This is a genomic window from Staphylococcus hsinchuensis (assembly GCF_038789205.1).
GTDB lineage: Bacteria > Bacillota > Bacilli > Staphylococcales > Staphylococcaceae > Staphylococcus > Staphylococcus hsinchuensis.
Window position 1 is genome coordinate 1,960,508 of sequence record NZ_CP128355.1, and the last position, 14,369, is coordinate 1,974,876.

12 protein-coding genes are annotated in these 14,369 nt (G+C 33.7%); 6 read left to right on the top strand and 6 right to left on the bottom strand.

The window, feature by feature from the left end:
• Positions 1-131 precede the first annotated feature (131 nt).
• Positions 132-1,823, bottom strand: a complete 1,692-nt coding sequence (gene ezrA / locus QQM35_RS09730) for a septation ring formation regulator EzrA (RefSeq protein WP_251519859.1) — start codon at positions 1,821-1,823, stop codon at positions 132-134.
• 214 nt (positions 1,824-2,037) lie between these two features.
• Between ezrA and QQM35_RS09735 the strand changes: the two genes are divergently transcribed.
• Positions 2,038-2,502 (top strand): GAF domain-containing protein, encoded by a 465-nt coding sequence (locus QQM35_RS09735; RefSeq protein WP_251519832.1) that lies wholly within the window; start codon positions 2,038-2,040, stop codon positions 2,500-2,502.
• Between the two features lie 252 nt (positions 2,503-2,754).
• On the top strand, positions 2,755-3,357 hold the full coding sequence (rpsD, locus tag QQM35_RS09740) for a 30S ribosomal protein S4 (RefSeq protein WP_251519829.1): 603 nt from the start codon (positions 2,755-2,757) through the stop codon (positions 3,355-3,357).
• A gap of 84 nt (positions 3,358-3,441) precedes the next feature.
• On the opposite strand, the gene QQM35_RS09745 is transcribed toward rpsD, so the two are convergent.
• Positions 3,442-4,191: a glycerophosphodiester phosphodiesterase gene (locus QQM35_RS09745; RefSeq protein WP_251519820.1), complete on the bottom strand. Its 750-nt coding sequence runs from the start codon at positions 4,189-4,191 to the stop codon at positions 3,442-3,444.
• Between the two features lie 78 nt (positions 4,192-4,269).
• On the opposite strand from QQM35_RS09745, the gene QQM35_RS09750 reads away from it, so the two are divergent.
• From QQM35_RS09750 to serA, 3 genes are all read left to right on the top strand, one after another.
• A complete protein-coding gene (locus tag QQM35_RS09750; protein ID WP_251519818.1) occupies positions 4,270-4,710 on the top strand; it encodes an SACOL1771 family peroxiredoxin in 441 nt (146 codons plus the stop codon).
• 159 nt (positions 4,711-4,869) lie between these two features.
• Entirely contained in the window at positions 4,870-6,030 is a 1,161-nt protein-coding gene (locus tag QQM35_RS09755; protein ID WP_251519816.1) for a pyridoxal-phosphate-dependent aminotransferase family protein, read from the top strand.
• The gene (gene serA / locus QQM35_RS09760) at positions 6,023-7,639 is read left to right on the top strand and encodes a phosphoglycerate dehydrogenase (RefSeq protein ID WP_251519814.1); all 1,617 of its coding nucleotides are present in this window, start codon (positions 6,023-6,025) and stop codon (positions 7,637-7,639) included. Before QQM35_RS09755 ends, serA begins: the two co-directional genes overlap by 8 nt.
• A 140-nt stretch (positions 7,640-7,779) precedes the next feature.
• Here serA and QQM35_RS09765 read toward each other — a convergent pair whose 3' ends face one another.
• The 3 genes from QQM35_RS09765 to QQM35_RS09775 all read right to left on the bottom strand — a co-directional run bounded on the left by QQM35_RS09765 (position 7,780) and on the right by QQM35_RS09775 (position 11,420).
• Positions 7,780-8,901: an HAD family hydrolase gene (locus tag QQM35_RS09765; RefSeq protein ID WP_342610367.1), complete on the bottom strand. Its 1,122-nt coding sequence runs from the start codon at positions 8,899-8,901 to the stop codon at positions 7,780-7,782.
• Positions 8,902-9,180: 279 nt separating this feature from the next.
• A complete protein-coding gene (gene nagE / locus QQM35_RS09770) occupies positions 9,181-10,659 on the bottom strand; it encodes an N-acetylglucosamine-specific PTS transporter subunit IIBC (RefSeq protein WP_342610368.1) in 1,479 nt (492 codons plus the stop codon).
• 140 nt (positions 10,660-10,799) lie between these two features.
• On the bottom strand, positions 10,800-11,420 hold the full coding sequence (locus QQM35_RS09775; protein WP_251942785.1) for a lysophospholipid acyltransferase family protein: 621 nt from the start codon (positions 11,418-11,420) through the stop codon (positions 10,800-10,802).
• Positions 11,421-11,585: 165 nt separating this feature from the next.
• Between QQM35_RS09775 and QQM35_RS09780 the strand changes: the two genes are divergently transcribed.
• Complete coding sequence (locus QQM35_RS09780) at positions 11,586-12,875, top strand: S1C family serine protease (protein ID WP_251519803.1); 1,290 nt, start codon at positions 11,586-11,588, stop codon at positions 12,873-12,875.
• A gap of 61 nt (positions 12,876-12,936) precedes the next feature.
• Here the strand turns inward: QQM35_RS09780 and tyrS are convergent, their stop codons facing one another.
• Positions 12,937-14,202, bottom strand: a complete 1,266-nt coding sequence (gene tyrS, locus QQM35_RS09785) for a tyrosine--tRNA ligase (RefSeq protein ID WP_251519801.1) — start codon at positions 14,200-14,202, stop codon at positions 12,937-12,939.
• Between the last annotated feature and the right edge of the window lie 167 nt (positions 14,203-14,369).

Genomic DNA, 14,369 nt, shown 5'->3' on the forward strand with positions numbered 1-14,369 from the left:
CCAATTCCCTCAACTTACGTCTAGAACAGTTCTTTATATATTCGTGAAAATTAAAAAACCAACCCAAAAGATTAAATTTATCTTTTGGGTTGGCTTTTCAGTATAAATTACTCACCGTAACTATATTTTTATTAATTAATGACTTGTTGTTCAATATGTTTTGTAACACCAGGTTCGACACTTTCTAACGCCTGTTCAGAAATTTCAATTGAACGTTTATATCGATTGTTTTTGAAGAGTCGTTCGGCTTCGTTTAGACTCTTATCAACATTTGTATTGTCTTTACGGTATCTATTACCATATTCGATAAGTTTTTCTGCATAAACTGCATTGACTAATACGTCTGTTGCTTCGTCTTCGAATTTATTCATCTGTAACACAACTTTAGAAACTTTATCCTTTAATTGCTTTACGTGAATAGGTCGAACACTGAACTTATCATTTATTTCACGTACTTCATAATCAATTTCGTTTTTCATAATAACGAAACGTTCAGGCACACTTGGTAAATTTGAAGCAAGTAACTTTCTATAAACTTCTTCTTTTTTCGCTTGAACGCGAAGAATGTTGTCTTCTGCTTCTGACTCATCTTCTCTTAATTGGATGAGATGGTTTTGTAATTTTTCTTGTTTTTCATTAATGACAACAACATGCTCTTCAATATATTTAAGGTTGTCACCAACTTGGCTATAACGAACAGCTGATTTTGACATCTCACCTAAAATTTCATCATAAACTGAGATTAAATTTTGAATTTCATTTTCAAATAATCTAACGTTTTGAACATCACTTTCGTTGATGTAGTAATTTTCTCGTACATATTCTATTTCTGTACGGAGTGTATAGTTCATTTCTTTCGCTTTAAATAAGTCATCTGTAATTACTTCTTTAGATTCTTCCACTGAGTTTTTAGATTTTACTTCAATTTCAATTAACTCATACATTTCATCTAATTTATCGTTAATTGCTGCTAACTTCTCATTGGCTTCGTCAAGTTCTAATCGACTTATCATAGGTTCTACAAAACTAAGTTCCGTCTTCAACGTTTGTAAATTACTATCAACCTTAACATGATCTAAGTCGTAACCTTCAACCTTCAAATCTCTACAACCATATTTTAAATCCTGAAATTGACCTGGTAATTCCTTTTGAGCTTCTCTGATTAAATCAGGTATTTCAGCCATATCACGTTTTAAGAAATCCATATCTTCATGTAACGTCTTGATATGTTGATGCGCTTGATTATAGTTACCCTCTGCTTTATAGGCTTCATATTGTTCCATTTCAGGAACAAATGATTCAATTTCATGTTCAAGTGGTTCTGCTGCTTCACCAAATTGATGTCTATTTGCCAATACATCACGTTTCATTTCTCTATAATCATTTTTACAATCATTATAAAGTTGATCATTTTCTTTATGTACGGAATTAATTTTTTCAACATCATTCGTCATAGAATTATAATTTGCTTCGTATTGATCCATAAACTCATGGGCTTCGTTGATTTCATTTTCGGCTTGAGAAAATTTAAATTTATACAATAAATCTTCAGCATTATGAATCTTTTCTTCGACTGGAACAAGATATTTGTTTTTACTATCTTCTGATGATTTCTTTAATCCTTCATATGTGGATTTAGTTTCACCTGTTAATTTGTGCTTTGAAAGTTTATTCAAACTTTCATCGAATGGTAATTTCTTTACCTCTTCTTTACGCGATTCGGCTTTTTCAATCATTTTGCTTTTGCTCGAACGCATATAAAATAATATACCGACTACGATCAGTATAACGATAATAATTGCTAAAATTATATACAACACCATATATTTTTTCTCCTCCTATTTTATCACCTTCCATTATAACGTAATTAACACATCCATTAAAATAGAAAATGAGTGAATTGAAGATAAAATTACAAATATTTTATTGTGGTCACACATTTTGAAATACAAATTATCTCTCAGTTTAAAATCATTTGATTGATTACTATTAAAACAGTCTTTATACTAAATGAAAAGTAAAAAGCGAGGTACCCATATGACAGAAATGAAACAAACTAACTATGATCTTTTGCAGAAACAAGTTGAAAGTCTTATTGAAGATGAGTCTAATTTAATTGCAATATTAAGTAATATATCCGCTTTATTAAATGATACACTTCCTCAAATTAATTGGGTCGGGTTTTATTTAATCAACGAGAATGAATTAATTTTAGGACCGTTCCAAGGACATCCAGCATGTATGCATATTCCTATTGGTAAAGGCGTTTGTGGTACCGCAGTCCAGGATGATACGACACAATGTATTGATGATGTTCATGCTTTTCCAGGACATATCGCATGTGATGCTAATAGTAAATCAGAGCTCGTTATCCCTGTACATAAAGATAATGATGTGATAGGTGTACTTGATATTGATGCCCCGATTAAAGGTCGATTTTCTGAAACGGATGCAACCAAATTAAAGAAAGTTGTACAAATTATTGAACAACGCATCAAATAAAATCTGTTCATACTTATTTGAAGAAAAACACTAAACCTTATTGACAGTTTTGTTTATCGTGGTACAATGAACTTTGTGTGAATTAACGAAATAGCAGTTGTATATTAATTGGCTCTATGTTGTTCCCAACGCGGACGTGCCGTGTAACCGTAGCTATGAGGCGAGGACACATAAAACAACATATCCAACTAAGCATACAACATCTTTTTTGTTTTTTCATAACAACAAAAAAGAAAAAGGAGGAGTCCTATTATGGCTCGATTCAGAGGTTCAAATTGGAAGAAATCTCGTCGTTTAGGTATCTCTCTAAGCGGTACAGGTAAAGAATTAGAAAAACGTCCATACGCTCCAGGTCAACATGGACCAAACCAACGTAAAAAATTATCAGAATATGCGTTACAATTACGTGAGAAACAAAAATTACGTTACTTATATGGAATGACTGAAAGACAATTCCGTAACACATTCGAAATCGCTGGTAACCAACACGGTGTACACGGTGAAAACTTCATGCAATTATTAGCAGCTCGTTTAGACGCTGTTGTATATTCATTAGGTTTAGCACGTACACGCCGTCAAGCTCGTCAAATCGTTAACCACGGTCACATCGAAGTTGATGGTAAACGTGTTGATATCCCATCTTACACATTAAAACCTGGTCAAGAAGTTTCAGTTCGTGAAAAATCTATGAAATTAGATATCATTGCTGAATCAGTTGAAATCAATAACTTTGTACCTGATTACTTAGAATTTGATGCTGACAACTTAAAAGGTAAATTCGTACGCATTCCAGAACGTAGCGAATTACCAGCTGAAATCAACGAACAACTTATCGTTGAGTACTACTCAAGATAAGCTGAGTTGGTTAATAACTTTAGGAATTTACGATTCCATAATAAACCACGCAGAAGCATTTGTTTCTGCGTGGTTTTTTGTATATTATGTTTCTTCATTGAGTAATGTATCTGGTGTGTCTGAGATTAAACCGTCGACCCCTAAATCGATTAAAGATTTTGCTTTTTTAGGGGCATTAACAGTATAGGGCATGACCTTTAAATTATACTCATGCGCTTTTTTAATAAATCTTTTTCTTACGAGTGCTGCATTTGGATTTACATAATGAGCAAATTTGCTTATTTTTTTGAATCTCGGTAATTTATACCAATAATTTCTTTTACTTACCAATACACCTAATTCAAATTCAACGCCAATCTTATACATCTTTTTAATTGTTTTATGATTAAAAGATTGAACGATAATTCTATCGTTAGATAAATCACTATTATGTAAAAATTCTACAATTTCTTCTTCGATGCCTCGATATTTACTTGGATCTTTTAATTCAATTAATAACTTTTGTGGATGATCCTTGATTAATTCAATGACCTCATCAAGCGTTTGTATAACTGACGCTGAATATTTAATATCTTTCCAAGCACCAATATCATATTTTTTTAACTCTTCAAGCGTTTCTTTTCTTATTTTACCTTCACCATTAGAAGTACGGTTTATCGTATCATCATGTATGGCTACAAAGTAATCATCCTTAGTGCGGTGAATATCAATTTCTAAAATATCAATATTTTCTTTTAATGCTGCTTTATATGCAACTTTAGTATTTTCTGGGTATTCTAGAGATAAACCTCTATGTGCAACTAAAGTTATATTTTTCCCATGCGTTTCAACCATGAAAAAACATCTCCCCTTTCTTTATTTAAAATAATCATCTAAACTTAAATTATTATCTATATTACGGAGGTGCCGATAATGGTAAAACATCAATTTAAAGTAAAAACACAGTGGCAAGATGGGCGAAATGCTCACGGTGACTTAACAGGTGATGTACTAAATGAACAAATCTCGATTCCATCCGGATTAGGTGGTAATGGTATAGGAACCAACCCTGATGAATTACTTGTATCCGCAGCATCCTCTTGCTATATCATTTCACTAGCAACAGTGTTAGAACGCTCAGGTTTCAAAGATATTCATATTGAACAATCAAGCGTCGGTAATGCTATGCTTGAAAAAGGCAAATTTAAAATGCACTCTATCATTCATTACCCACAAATTACTGTAAATGATACACAAAAACAAAAACTTATTAAAAAAATTGATAAATTATTAAAAATTGCAGATAGCAATTGTATGATTTCTAATTCTATAAAAGGCAATGTGATCGTCGAAATCGAACCAAAAATTGTATAATTTTTTAAATATTTCACTAAGTCCTATATACTAAAGATGTATGCCCTTACATCTCGGTTTAATTTTCCTAATTTTCTTTATTTTCACAATTTAATACTTTTTTATTATCAGAAAATTTGCTAAACTTATTAAATCTTATTCATTTGGGGGGATTATTCAATGAACTATTATAACGCTTTGTTATTAACACCTGGTCCTACTCCTGTAGCTCAAGAAATTTTACATGCAACACAACAACCAATGGTAGGACATCGGTCAACTGACTTTGAAGCAATTGCAGAGGAAGCATTCCAAGCACTTAAACCAACATTTGGTACAAAGAATAATGTCATGATTCTAACATCAAGTGGAACAAGCGCTTTAGAAGCAAGTATGTTAAATATCGCTAATCCAGACGACGAAATTGTTATTATTGTTTCTGGCGCATTTGGTAATCGTTTCAAACAAATTGCAGAGACCTACTACAACAATGTACATATATACGATGTGGAATGGGGACAAGCAGTAGATGTTGATGCATTTATGGACTATCTACAATCATTAAACACTTCTATTACAGCAGTCTTCAGTCAATATTGTGAGACTTCTACCGCTGTATTACATCCAGTTAATGAACTCGGCCATGCATTAAAACAATTCGATGATTCTATCTATTTCATTGTAGATGGAGTAAGTTGTATCGGTGCAGTCGACGTCGACCTTGAACGTGATGATATTGATGTGCTCGTATCAGGCAGTCAAAAAGCAATCATGTTACCCCCTGGCCTTGCTTTCGTGGCGTACAATGATCGTGCAAAAGAACGATTTAGCGAAGTGACGACGCCAAGATTTTATTTAGACTTAAATAAATATTTAACCTCACTTTCTAAGAATTCTACACCATTCACACCGAATGTTTCACTCTTTCGAGGTGTAAATGCTTACGCGAAATTAATAGAACGAGAAGGTTTAGAAAATGTTATTTCTAGACATTATGCGATAAGAGATGCATTGAGACAAGCTTTAAAAGCTTTAGAGTTAGAGCTACTCGTACAAGATGAGTATGCTTCACCTACTGTTACTGCCTTTGTACCTCAATCAAAGGAAGAACTCAATTATCTTAAAGGTGAACTCAAGTCTCGTTTCAATATTACAATTGCTGGTGGTCAAGGACATTTAAAAGGCGAAATATTACGTATCGGACACATGGGACAAATTTCACCATTTGATATCTTACATGTTGTATCAGCACTTGAAATTTTAGTTTCTGACTTTAGACAGAAATCATATATCGGAACAGCAATTACTCAATATATGGAGGTTATTAAAGCTTATGTATAAAATTTTAGTTTCTGATCCAATTTCACCAGAAGGTTTAAAAAGTCTTTTTGAGCACGATGATTTTGAAGTAGATACGCATACCGATTTAGATGAACAGCAACTTATCGAAAAAATAGCTAACTATGAAGGGCTTATCGTACGTAGTCAAACACAAGTGACTCAAGATGTTATTGCAGCTGCGCCAAATTTAAAAGTCATTGCAAGAGCAGGTGTTGGTGTAGATAACATAGATATTGATGCTGCTACAAAACACGGTGTCATTGTAATTAACGCGCCTGACGGAAATACCATTTCTGCAACTGAACATTCAATGGCTATGATTTTATCAATGGCGCGTAATATTCCACAAGCACATCAATCTTTAAAGGACGGTCGCTGGGATCGAAAAGCGTATAGAGGTACAGAGTTATATAATAAAACTTTAGGTGTAATAGGTGCCGGAAGAATCGGTATTGGTGTTGCGAGACGTGCGCAAAGTTTCGGCATGCGTATACTAGCCTTTGACCCTTACCTTTCTGAAGATAAAGCTAAAGAACTAAATATTACTTTAGCTACGGTAGAAGAAATTGCAGAGCAATCTGATTTTGTCACTGTGCATACCCCACTCACGCCTAAAACGAAAGGCATTGTCAATGAAGCATTCTTCCAACGCGCAAAGCCAACGTTACAGATTATCAATGTCGCACGTGGTGGTATTATCGATGAAGAGGCATTAGTGAAAGCTTTAGATGAAGATAAAATACAAGCAGCTGCAATTGACGTATTTGAAAATGAACCTGCAACAGAATCACCTATCGTTAAGAATGATAAAGTTATTGTCACACCTCATTTAGGTGCATCAACAGTAGAGGCTCAAGAAAAAGTCGCAATCTCAGTGGCGAATGAAATTATTGATATATTTGAAAATGGAAATGTACTCAATGCAATTAACGCTCCAAAAATGACATATGATGTCATCAATGAAGAATTAAAACCATATATCGAATTAAGTAAATTAACTGGAGAAGTTGGTATTCAATTATTAGAAAAAGCTCCGCGTGAATTACACATTAAATATGAAGGCGATATCGCTTTAGATGATACAAGTTTATTAACAAGAACGCTTGTTTCTGGTGTGTTACGCCAAGATTTAGGAGAACGCGTGAACCTTATCAACGCTTTAGTTTCACTGAATGAACAAGGTGTATCTTATAATATAGAAAAAAATTCAAAACATCGTGGATTCAGTAATTACGTTGAATTAACACTCGTAAACCAAGATACACAAATTAAAATCGGTGCAACAGTTTTAAATGGTTACGGTACGCGTATTGTGCGAATCAACGAATATCCTGTTGATTTCAAACCTGAAAGACACCAGCTTGTAGTAAATCATACTGATAAACCAGGTATCGTTGGTCGAACTGGTCAAATCTTAGGTGAATATAATATCAATATCGCTTCAATGCATTTAGGCCGTTCTAAACAAGGCGGAAATGCTTTAATGATTCTTTCAATTGATAATCCTGCTACGCAAGAAGTAATTGAAAGTTTATATCAAATTGAAGGTTTCAACCAAGTTCGAAGTGTTGAATTAGAAGACATAGAACAAACGCAACCCGTTCTATAAGTAAATGCAAAAAGTTAATGTACGCGCCATATTTCCATTATTTTAAAAATGTTGAAAAACCAAAAATATACCCCTCTAACAGATTTAGTTAAAATATCTGTTAGAGGGGTTTTAATATCTAAAATACGTTATTTATAACGTTAGAGTAATATATCACGAATTTCCCCTACATGATTTACAATATAATCCGCTTCATAACTTTCTAACTCTTCACGTGCCTGTTGACCTTTTAAACCAGTTAATGGTCCGATAAAAGTTGCGCCAATCTTTTTCGCGCTTAATAAATCGGCTAGCGAATCACCCACAATAAATACTTCATCCTTTGTTACACGTTGTTCTTGATTTGTAGTATAACTTTCGTATTCATTTTCATCATTACCAGATAATGTAGCTAAATAACTAAATGGATTAGGCTTGCCCAACGGTTTTAAATGTGGAAATTTATCTTCAGCAATTAATACTTCACTGGCTGTGACAATATATTTCTCATCAAAGTAAGATTTAATCCCTATCGTTTCGAACGGAACGATTGTTTCTGTACGTGGTCTCCCTGTTGCTATCGCAATATGGTAGCCTGCTGCTTTTAAATCAGCTAATAATTGCTTGATTTCTTCGACAGGTCGTAAAACCACTTCCTCGTATATATAGCCCTTTTTAAATAAAGAACGGTTTTCTTTTTGTTCAACCTGTTTAAATAGCTCTACTCCTAAATACCACTCTTGATAAATTTCTTGAGTCAATTTCCAGAATGGGCTCTTCAATTCAAATATCTCTGTCTGGTTAGTGTGCAAAGTTTCGCTCGCATATGTAATTAACGCTTTATATATATTATCTTTTCCAGATTTAACACCTTCTAAAAATGATAATGGTAATTCAAAATTAAGCGTAATATCATCTAATTGTCCGCCTACAGTTTGTAAAGTCTGTTCATTAAATTTCTCTGCTTCTAATACACTTTCCTTCATTTGTGGTGGTAGTGTCTTACATAATTCAATAAAATGAAATGCCCCTACAATAAATAACATATCCCAATTAGAATTTAAGCCTAATGACTTTAATTTCTTAAGTATCTCATCATGATAAAATACAGTATTTCTAATATCATTGATTTGTTGATCTGTCAGACCTTCAAACTCAAACGAAGGATCAAGTCCTATATATGATTTACTCATTAGTAGCTCATACACAGTTAAAGCAGAAACATCAAAACATCTTTCTTCACTTAAAAATACACCATCTACATCAAATAATACCGATTTCATACTATCGCCTCTCCTTTAATCAGAAAATTCTGATATGTATTAATCGTACTATGTCCTATAATAAAGCGCAATTAGATTTCACTCACTTTTCAAACATAAATAAGCTCCTTTCAAAGTTAAGTGTTAATTTATATTTTAAAAGGAACTATCTATAGCTATATTTATTGTTAAAAATATGGATTTGGACAGAAAGTTATTTCGTAGTCTCATTAATTGACAAAGAAGCTGAGACAACTATTTTTGTCTCAGCTTCTGGTGAAACTAACACGTTGATACATGCTAGTCTATTAATTTTTCTATCTCATCTGCAACCTGTTGTACTTGAGTACCAACGATAACTTGCGTATTATGTTTACCACTCTTAGTGACGCCTACTGCACCAGCGCCTTTAATTTTACTATCATCGACAATTGAATTGTCATTTAACTCCATACGTAATCGTGTGGCACAGTTTGTTAATGTCTTAACGTTATCTTTACCACCTAGCCCATCAAGTATTTGACTTGCTGTCTTCGCATATTTATTAGACGTGCGATTGTCAGATTGGCTATCTTTGTCTCCCGTTGAAGCTTCTTCTGAAGTTGGGTCAGGTAATAAATTGTTTCCTCGGCCTGGTGTATTTAATTTTAAGAATTTAATTGCAGCTCTGAAAACAAAGTAATACATTACGAAGAAAACGAGTCCTTGTACAATTAACATATAAGGTTTATTCGCAACAGGGTTAACTAGAGACAGCACAAAGTCTATGAGACCTGCACTAAATGAAAATCCTGCTGTCCAATGAAACAATGCTGCTATAAACATTGATACACCTGTTAAAAATGCATGGATAACAAATAATTCAGGTGCAACGAACATAAATGCAAATTCAATGGGTTCTGTGACACCTACAAAGAATGCTGAAATTGAACCTGCTAGCATCAAACCGTAGACACGTTTTTTCTGTTTAGATTCAGCAGCACGGTACATAGCTAGTGCGGCAGCAGGCACTCCAAACATCATCACTGGGAAGAAACCAGCCATGTAACGTCCAGTAACACCTTTTTCAGCACCATCTCCCGACTGGAATTTAGCAATATCATTTATACCAGCTAAATCAAACCAAAATACTGTATTCAATGCATGATGCAATCCAGTTGGTATTAATAATCTATTAGAGAATCCATATAGAAATGCCCCAAATGGTCCTAAATCTATAATCCATTTACCGAAGTTAACTATAACTGAATAAATTGCAGGCCAAATAAATAACATTGCGACAGTTAAGAAGATACTAAAGAAAGCAGTCATAATTGGCACTAAACGTTTACCACTAAAGAAAGATAAAGCAGCAGGTAATTCTGTTTCTGCAAATTTATTATATGTAAATGCTGCGATTAACCCAACAAACAACCCAATAAGTACATTACCATTATTCATTTGTTCGAAAGCAGCATCTACGTGAGACTGTTTTTCACCTAATAGCGGTGCCAACTTTTCAGGACTTAATACACCTGTTATTAAGAAATAACCGACTGTTGCAGCCAATGCAACTGCACCATCATTTTTCTTTGCCATCCCAAGCGCTACACCAATGGCGAATAAAATCCCTAATTGTTCTAGTATCGTTTGTCCCGCAGTACTGAAGAAGTTTGCTACTGTAGGTAATATATGCATCGCTTTAAGTGCGTTACCAATTCCTGCAATTATCGCAGCAGCTGGTAATACCGCAACTGGTAACATTAACGATCGACCTAATCGTTGTAAGAAACTTAACAAAACAAATCCCCCTTTTCATTAAAAAAACACCACGTACAATATTTGTACACGTGGTGTCGAACATATATCGTTATTGTACAATGTTATTTTAACATATTATTTAATAATATATTTTAACATTTCATGAATTAACAATATAGTTATTTTTTACCAACATAAGCATAGAGCTCGTCTTGTAACGTTTTCGTACGACTCTCTAACGTTTTCGTAATATATTCAAGCTTTTCATTACGTTTCATTTCTTTTGGTAGATTTTTTGTTTCGATTGGTTCACCAAATTTAATAATTGCTTTCCCAGTAATTAATCCTATAATTTTACTTGGCCCTACGTAAGCAGCAGGTAATATCGGTGCACCTGAAAGCATTGCAATTGTAGCAGCTCCTCGTTTTAAAGGTGCCCCTTCACTATATTTTTTACGTTGACCTGTAGGGAAGATTCCAACCGTTTTGTTCTCTTTAATTAGTTTAACTGGTTTCTTTAAAGTACTTGGCCCTGGATTTTCTCTATCCACAGGAAAGGCATTAAGAGATAATAAAAACTTACCAAACAATTTATGGTTAAATAATTCTTTTTTCGCCATATAATGAATTTGATTTGGATGAATTGCCATACCTAACATGATTACTTCGTTATAGCTTTCATGAGTACATGTCACTACATACTTATGTAATTGGGGTATATTCTCCTTACCTTGTACTTCTAATGAACGACTTAACTTAACGATGATTAACTTTAATAAACCACTGATAAAACTATACATTTTCCCACCTACTTTATTTGCTTTTTATCACCTACTGATTTTATCATTTAGAATTGTTCCGAACAAGTACAATTATATTTCAGTCTAAAGTATGAAGTTTTTACACTAGAAATCATTTGAAAAAACTTAGATAATAATACTTATAGACGAGTTGGGAGGTAAAACATGTCAGATTTTAATAATGGGATGAATCAACATCAAGAACAATCAAATCAGCGTTATAGTCGTCATAACAAATCACGTTTTCCTTGGTTAAAAACGATTATCGTTGCACTTATTGCAGGTATTATCGGTGCTTTACTCGTTCTAGGCGTTGGAAAGATCATTGACCGAACAATGTCTAACAAAGATGCTGGTAAAGTTCAAGAAACGACGAATACCAAAAGTGGTGGTAATACACTAGATGGTAAAAGTGATAAATATGACTCTGTCAATCAGATGATTAATGACGTTTCACCTGCAATTGTCGGCGTCATCAATATGCAAAAAGCTGAAGGATTAGATGATTTATTAAAAGGGAAATCTTCTAAATCAGAAGAAGCTGGCGTAGGTTCAGGTGTTATTTATCAAAAAAGTAACGGCTCTGCTTACATTGTTACGAATAATCACGTCATCGATGATGCGAGTGAAATCAAAGTTCAATTACATAATTCTAAGCAGGTCGATGCTAAACTTATCGGTAAAGACGCTCAAACCGATATGGCTGTTTTGAAAATAGATAACACGAAAGGTACAAAATCAATCCAATTTGCAAATTCTTCTAAAGTTAAAACGGGAGATAGTGTTTTTGCAATGGGTAATCCACTAGGTTTAGAATTTGCCAATTCTGTCACTTCCGGCATCATTTCAGCAAATGAAAGAACGATAGATAGTCAAACTTCATCTGGTAATAATAAGGTGAATGTACTTCAGACTGATGCTGCTATTAATCCAGGTAATTCTGGAGGTGCCTTAGTAGACGTTAATGGTAATTTAGTCGGAATTAATTCAATGAAGATTGCAAATGAACAAGTTGAAGGAATTGGATTTGCCATTCCTAGTAATGAAGTTAAAGAAACAATCAAGGAACTTGCAAAACATGGTAAAATCGAGCGCCCTTCAATTGGAATTGGTTTATTAAACTTGAGTGAAATTCCAGAATCTTATAAAGACGAATTAAAAACAAAACGCAACGACGGCATCTACGTTGCTAAAGTAGAAAAGGATAATGGCTTAAAAGAAGGCGACATCATCACTAAAGTTGATGGTAAATCAATCAAAGAAGACACTGATTTAAAATCATATCTTTATCACAACAAAAAACCAGGAGATACTATCACAATCACAGTTGAACGGAAAAACAAAACGAAAGATATTAAAGTTAAATTATCTAAACAAAAAGATAGTGAAAGTCAATCTTCTACTCAGCAACAACCCGACCAAGGATCAAGTGATGGCTCAGGCTTATTTCAATAACAAAAAAGAGGATGGAAAATAATTTATTTTCCATCCTCTTTTATATATTTTGTTAATCGAATTATGATTTATAGTTCACCATGAAATATTTTTTCTTACCGCGACGGATAATCGTAAATTCATTTTCAATCTTATCTTCATCGCTTAATTCATATTTGAGGTCTTGTTGACGTTGACCATTAATATAAATTGCTCCGTTATTAATATCTTCACGTGCCTGACGTTTAGAAGAAGAGATACCAGTTTCTACAATTGCTTCAACTAAGTTTGTCGTATTTTGACTTAATTCAACTTGTGGCACATCTTTGAATCCTTCTTTTAACTCTTGAGCAGAAAGAGATTGTAAATCACCTGAGAATAATGCTTGTGAAATTCGAATAGCATCATCAAGTGCTGATTGACCGTGAATAAATCGAGTAACATTTTCTGCTAATGCTTTTTGTGCTTCACGTAAATGTGGTGCTTCTTCTAGTGATTGTTCTAATTTATCGATTTCATCTTTTTCTAAGAATGTGAAGTATTTCAAGAATTTAATTACATCATCATCTGAAGTATTAATCCAGAATTGATAAAATTCATAAGGGCTTGTTTTTTCTGCGTCTAACCAAATTGCGCCGCCTTCAGTTTTACCAAATTTCTTACCATCTGATTTTACAACTAATGGAATTGTTAAACCGAAAGCTTCAGTTTGACCATACATACGACGCATTAATTCAATTCCGCTTGTGATATTACCCCACTGATCAGATCCGCCAACTTGTACTTTACAGTCGTATTCTCGATTTAAATGACCGAAATCAATCGCTTGTAGGATGGTATACGTAAATTCAGTGTATGAAATACCATGTTCTAAACGTGTTTGAATAGAATCTTTACCAAGCATATAGTTCACACCGACATGCTTACCATAATCTCTTAGAAAATCAATTAAAGATATTTGTCCTAACCAATCTTTGTTATTTACTAACGTTGCACCTTTATCTGTATCAAATTCAAATAATTGGTGCATTTGTTTACTAAGAGATTCAACGTTATGTTGAACTTGCTCTTCCGTTTGTAGTGTACGTTCTTCTGATTTACCAGAAGGATCTCCTATCATTCCTGTACCGCCACCTATTAATACAAGTGGTCGATGGCCATGTTCTTGGAAGCGACGTAATGTTAAGAATGGTAATAAGTGCCCTATATGTAAACTATCTCCTGTTGGATCAGCACCACAATACAAAGTCACTTGTTCTTTATTGAGTAAATCTTCTAAACCTTGTTCATCCGTTTGTTGATAAATTAAACCTCGCCATTGTAATTCTGAAATGAGTTCATTTGTCATCAACCTAACCTCCTAGTAATTTAGCTCTATATTATTGAAAATTGGATATCGTTACTCATACATTTCACCATTATAAAAAATAAAAAACCCTTACAACGAATTGTAAGGGCGCAATTGCACGGTACCACCATACTCTAGAAAGCAACTTTATTAATGATACATTCATT

Coding starts and splice junctions, on each gene's coding strand:
- rpsD (WP_251519829.1), top strand. CDS start 2,755: ATGGCTCGATTCAGAGGTTCAAATTGGAAGAAATCTCGTCGTTTAGGT.
- tyrS (WP_251519801.1), bottom strand. CDS start 14,202: ATGACAAATGAACTCATTTCAGAATTACAATGGCGAGGTTTAATTTAT.
- QQM35_RS09755 (WP_251519816.1), top strand. CDS start 4,870: ATGAACTATTATAACGCTTTGTTATTAACACCTGGTCCTACTCCTGTA.
- QQM35_RS09750 (WP_251519818.1), top strand. CDS start 4,270: ATGGTAAAACATCAATTTAAAGTAAAAACACAGTGGCAAGATGGGCGA.
- ezrA (WP_251519859.1), bottom strand. CDS start 1,823: ATGGTGTTGTATATAATTTTAGCAATTATTATCGTTATACTGATCGTA.
- QQM35_RS09745 (WP_251519820.1), bottom strand. CDS start 4,191: ATGGTTGAAACGCATGGGAAAAATATAACTTTAGTTGCACATAGAGGT.
- QQM35_RS09765 (WP_342610367.1), bottom strand. CDS start 8,901: ATGAAATCGGTATTATTTGATGTAGATGGTGTATTTTTAAGTGAAGAA.
- QQM35_RS09775 (WP_251942785.1), bottom strand. CDS start 11,420: ATGTATAGTTTTATCAGTGGTTTATTAAAGTTAATCATCGTTAAGTTA.
- QQM35_RS09735 (WP_251519832.1), top strand. CDS start 2,038: ATGACAGAAATGAAACAAACTAACTATGATCTTTTGCAGAAACAAGTT.
- serA (WP_251519814.1), top strand. CDS start 6,023: ATGTATAAAATTTTAGTTTCTGATCCAATTTCACCAGAAGGTTTAAAA.
- QQM35_RS09780 (WP_251519803.1), top strand. CDS start 11,586: ATGTCAGATTTTAATAATGGGATGAATCAACATCAAGAACAATCAAAT.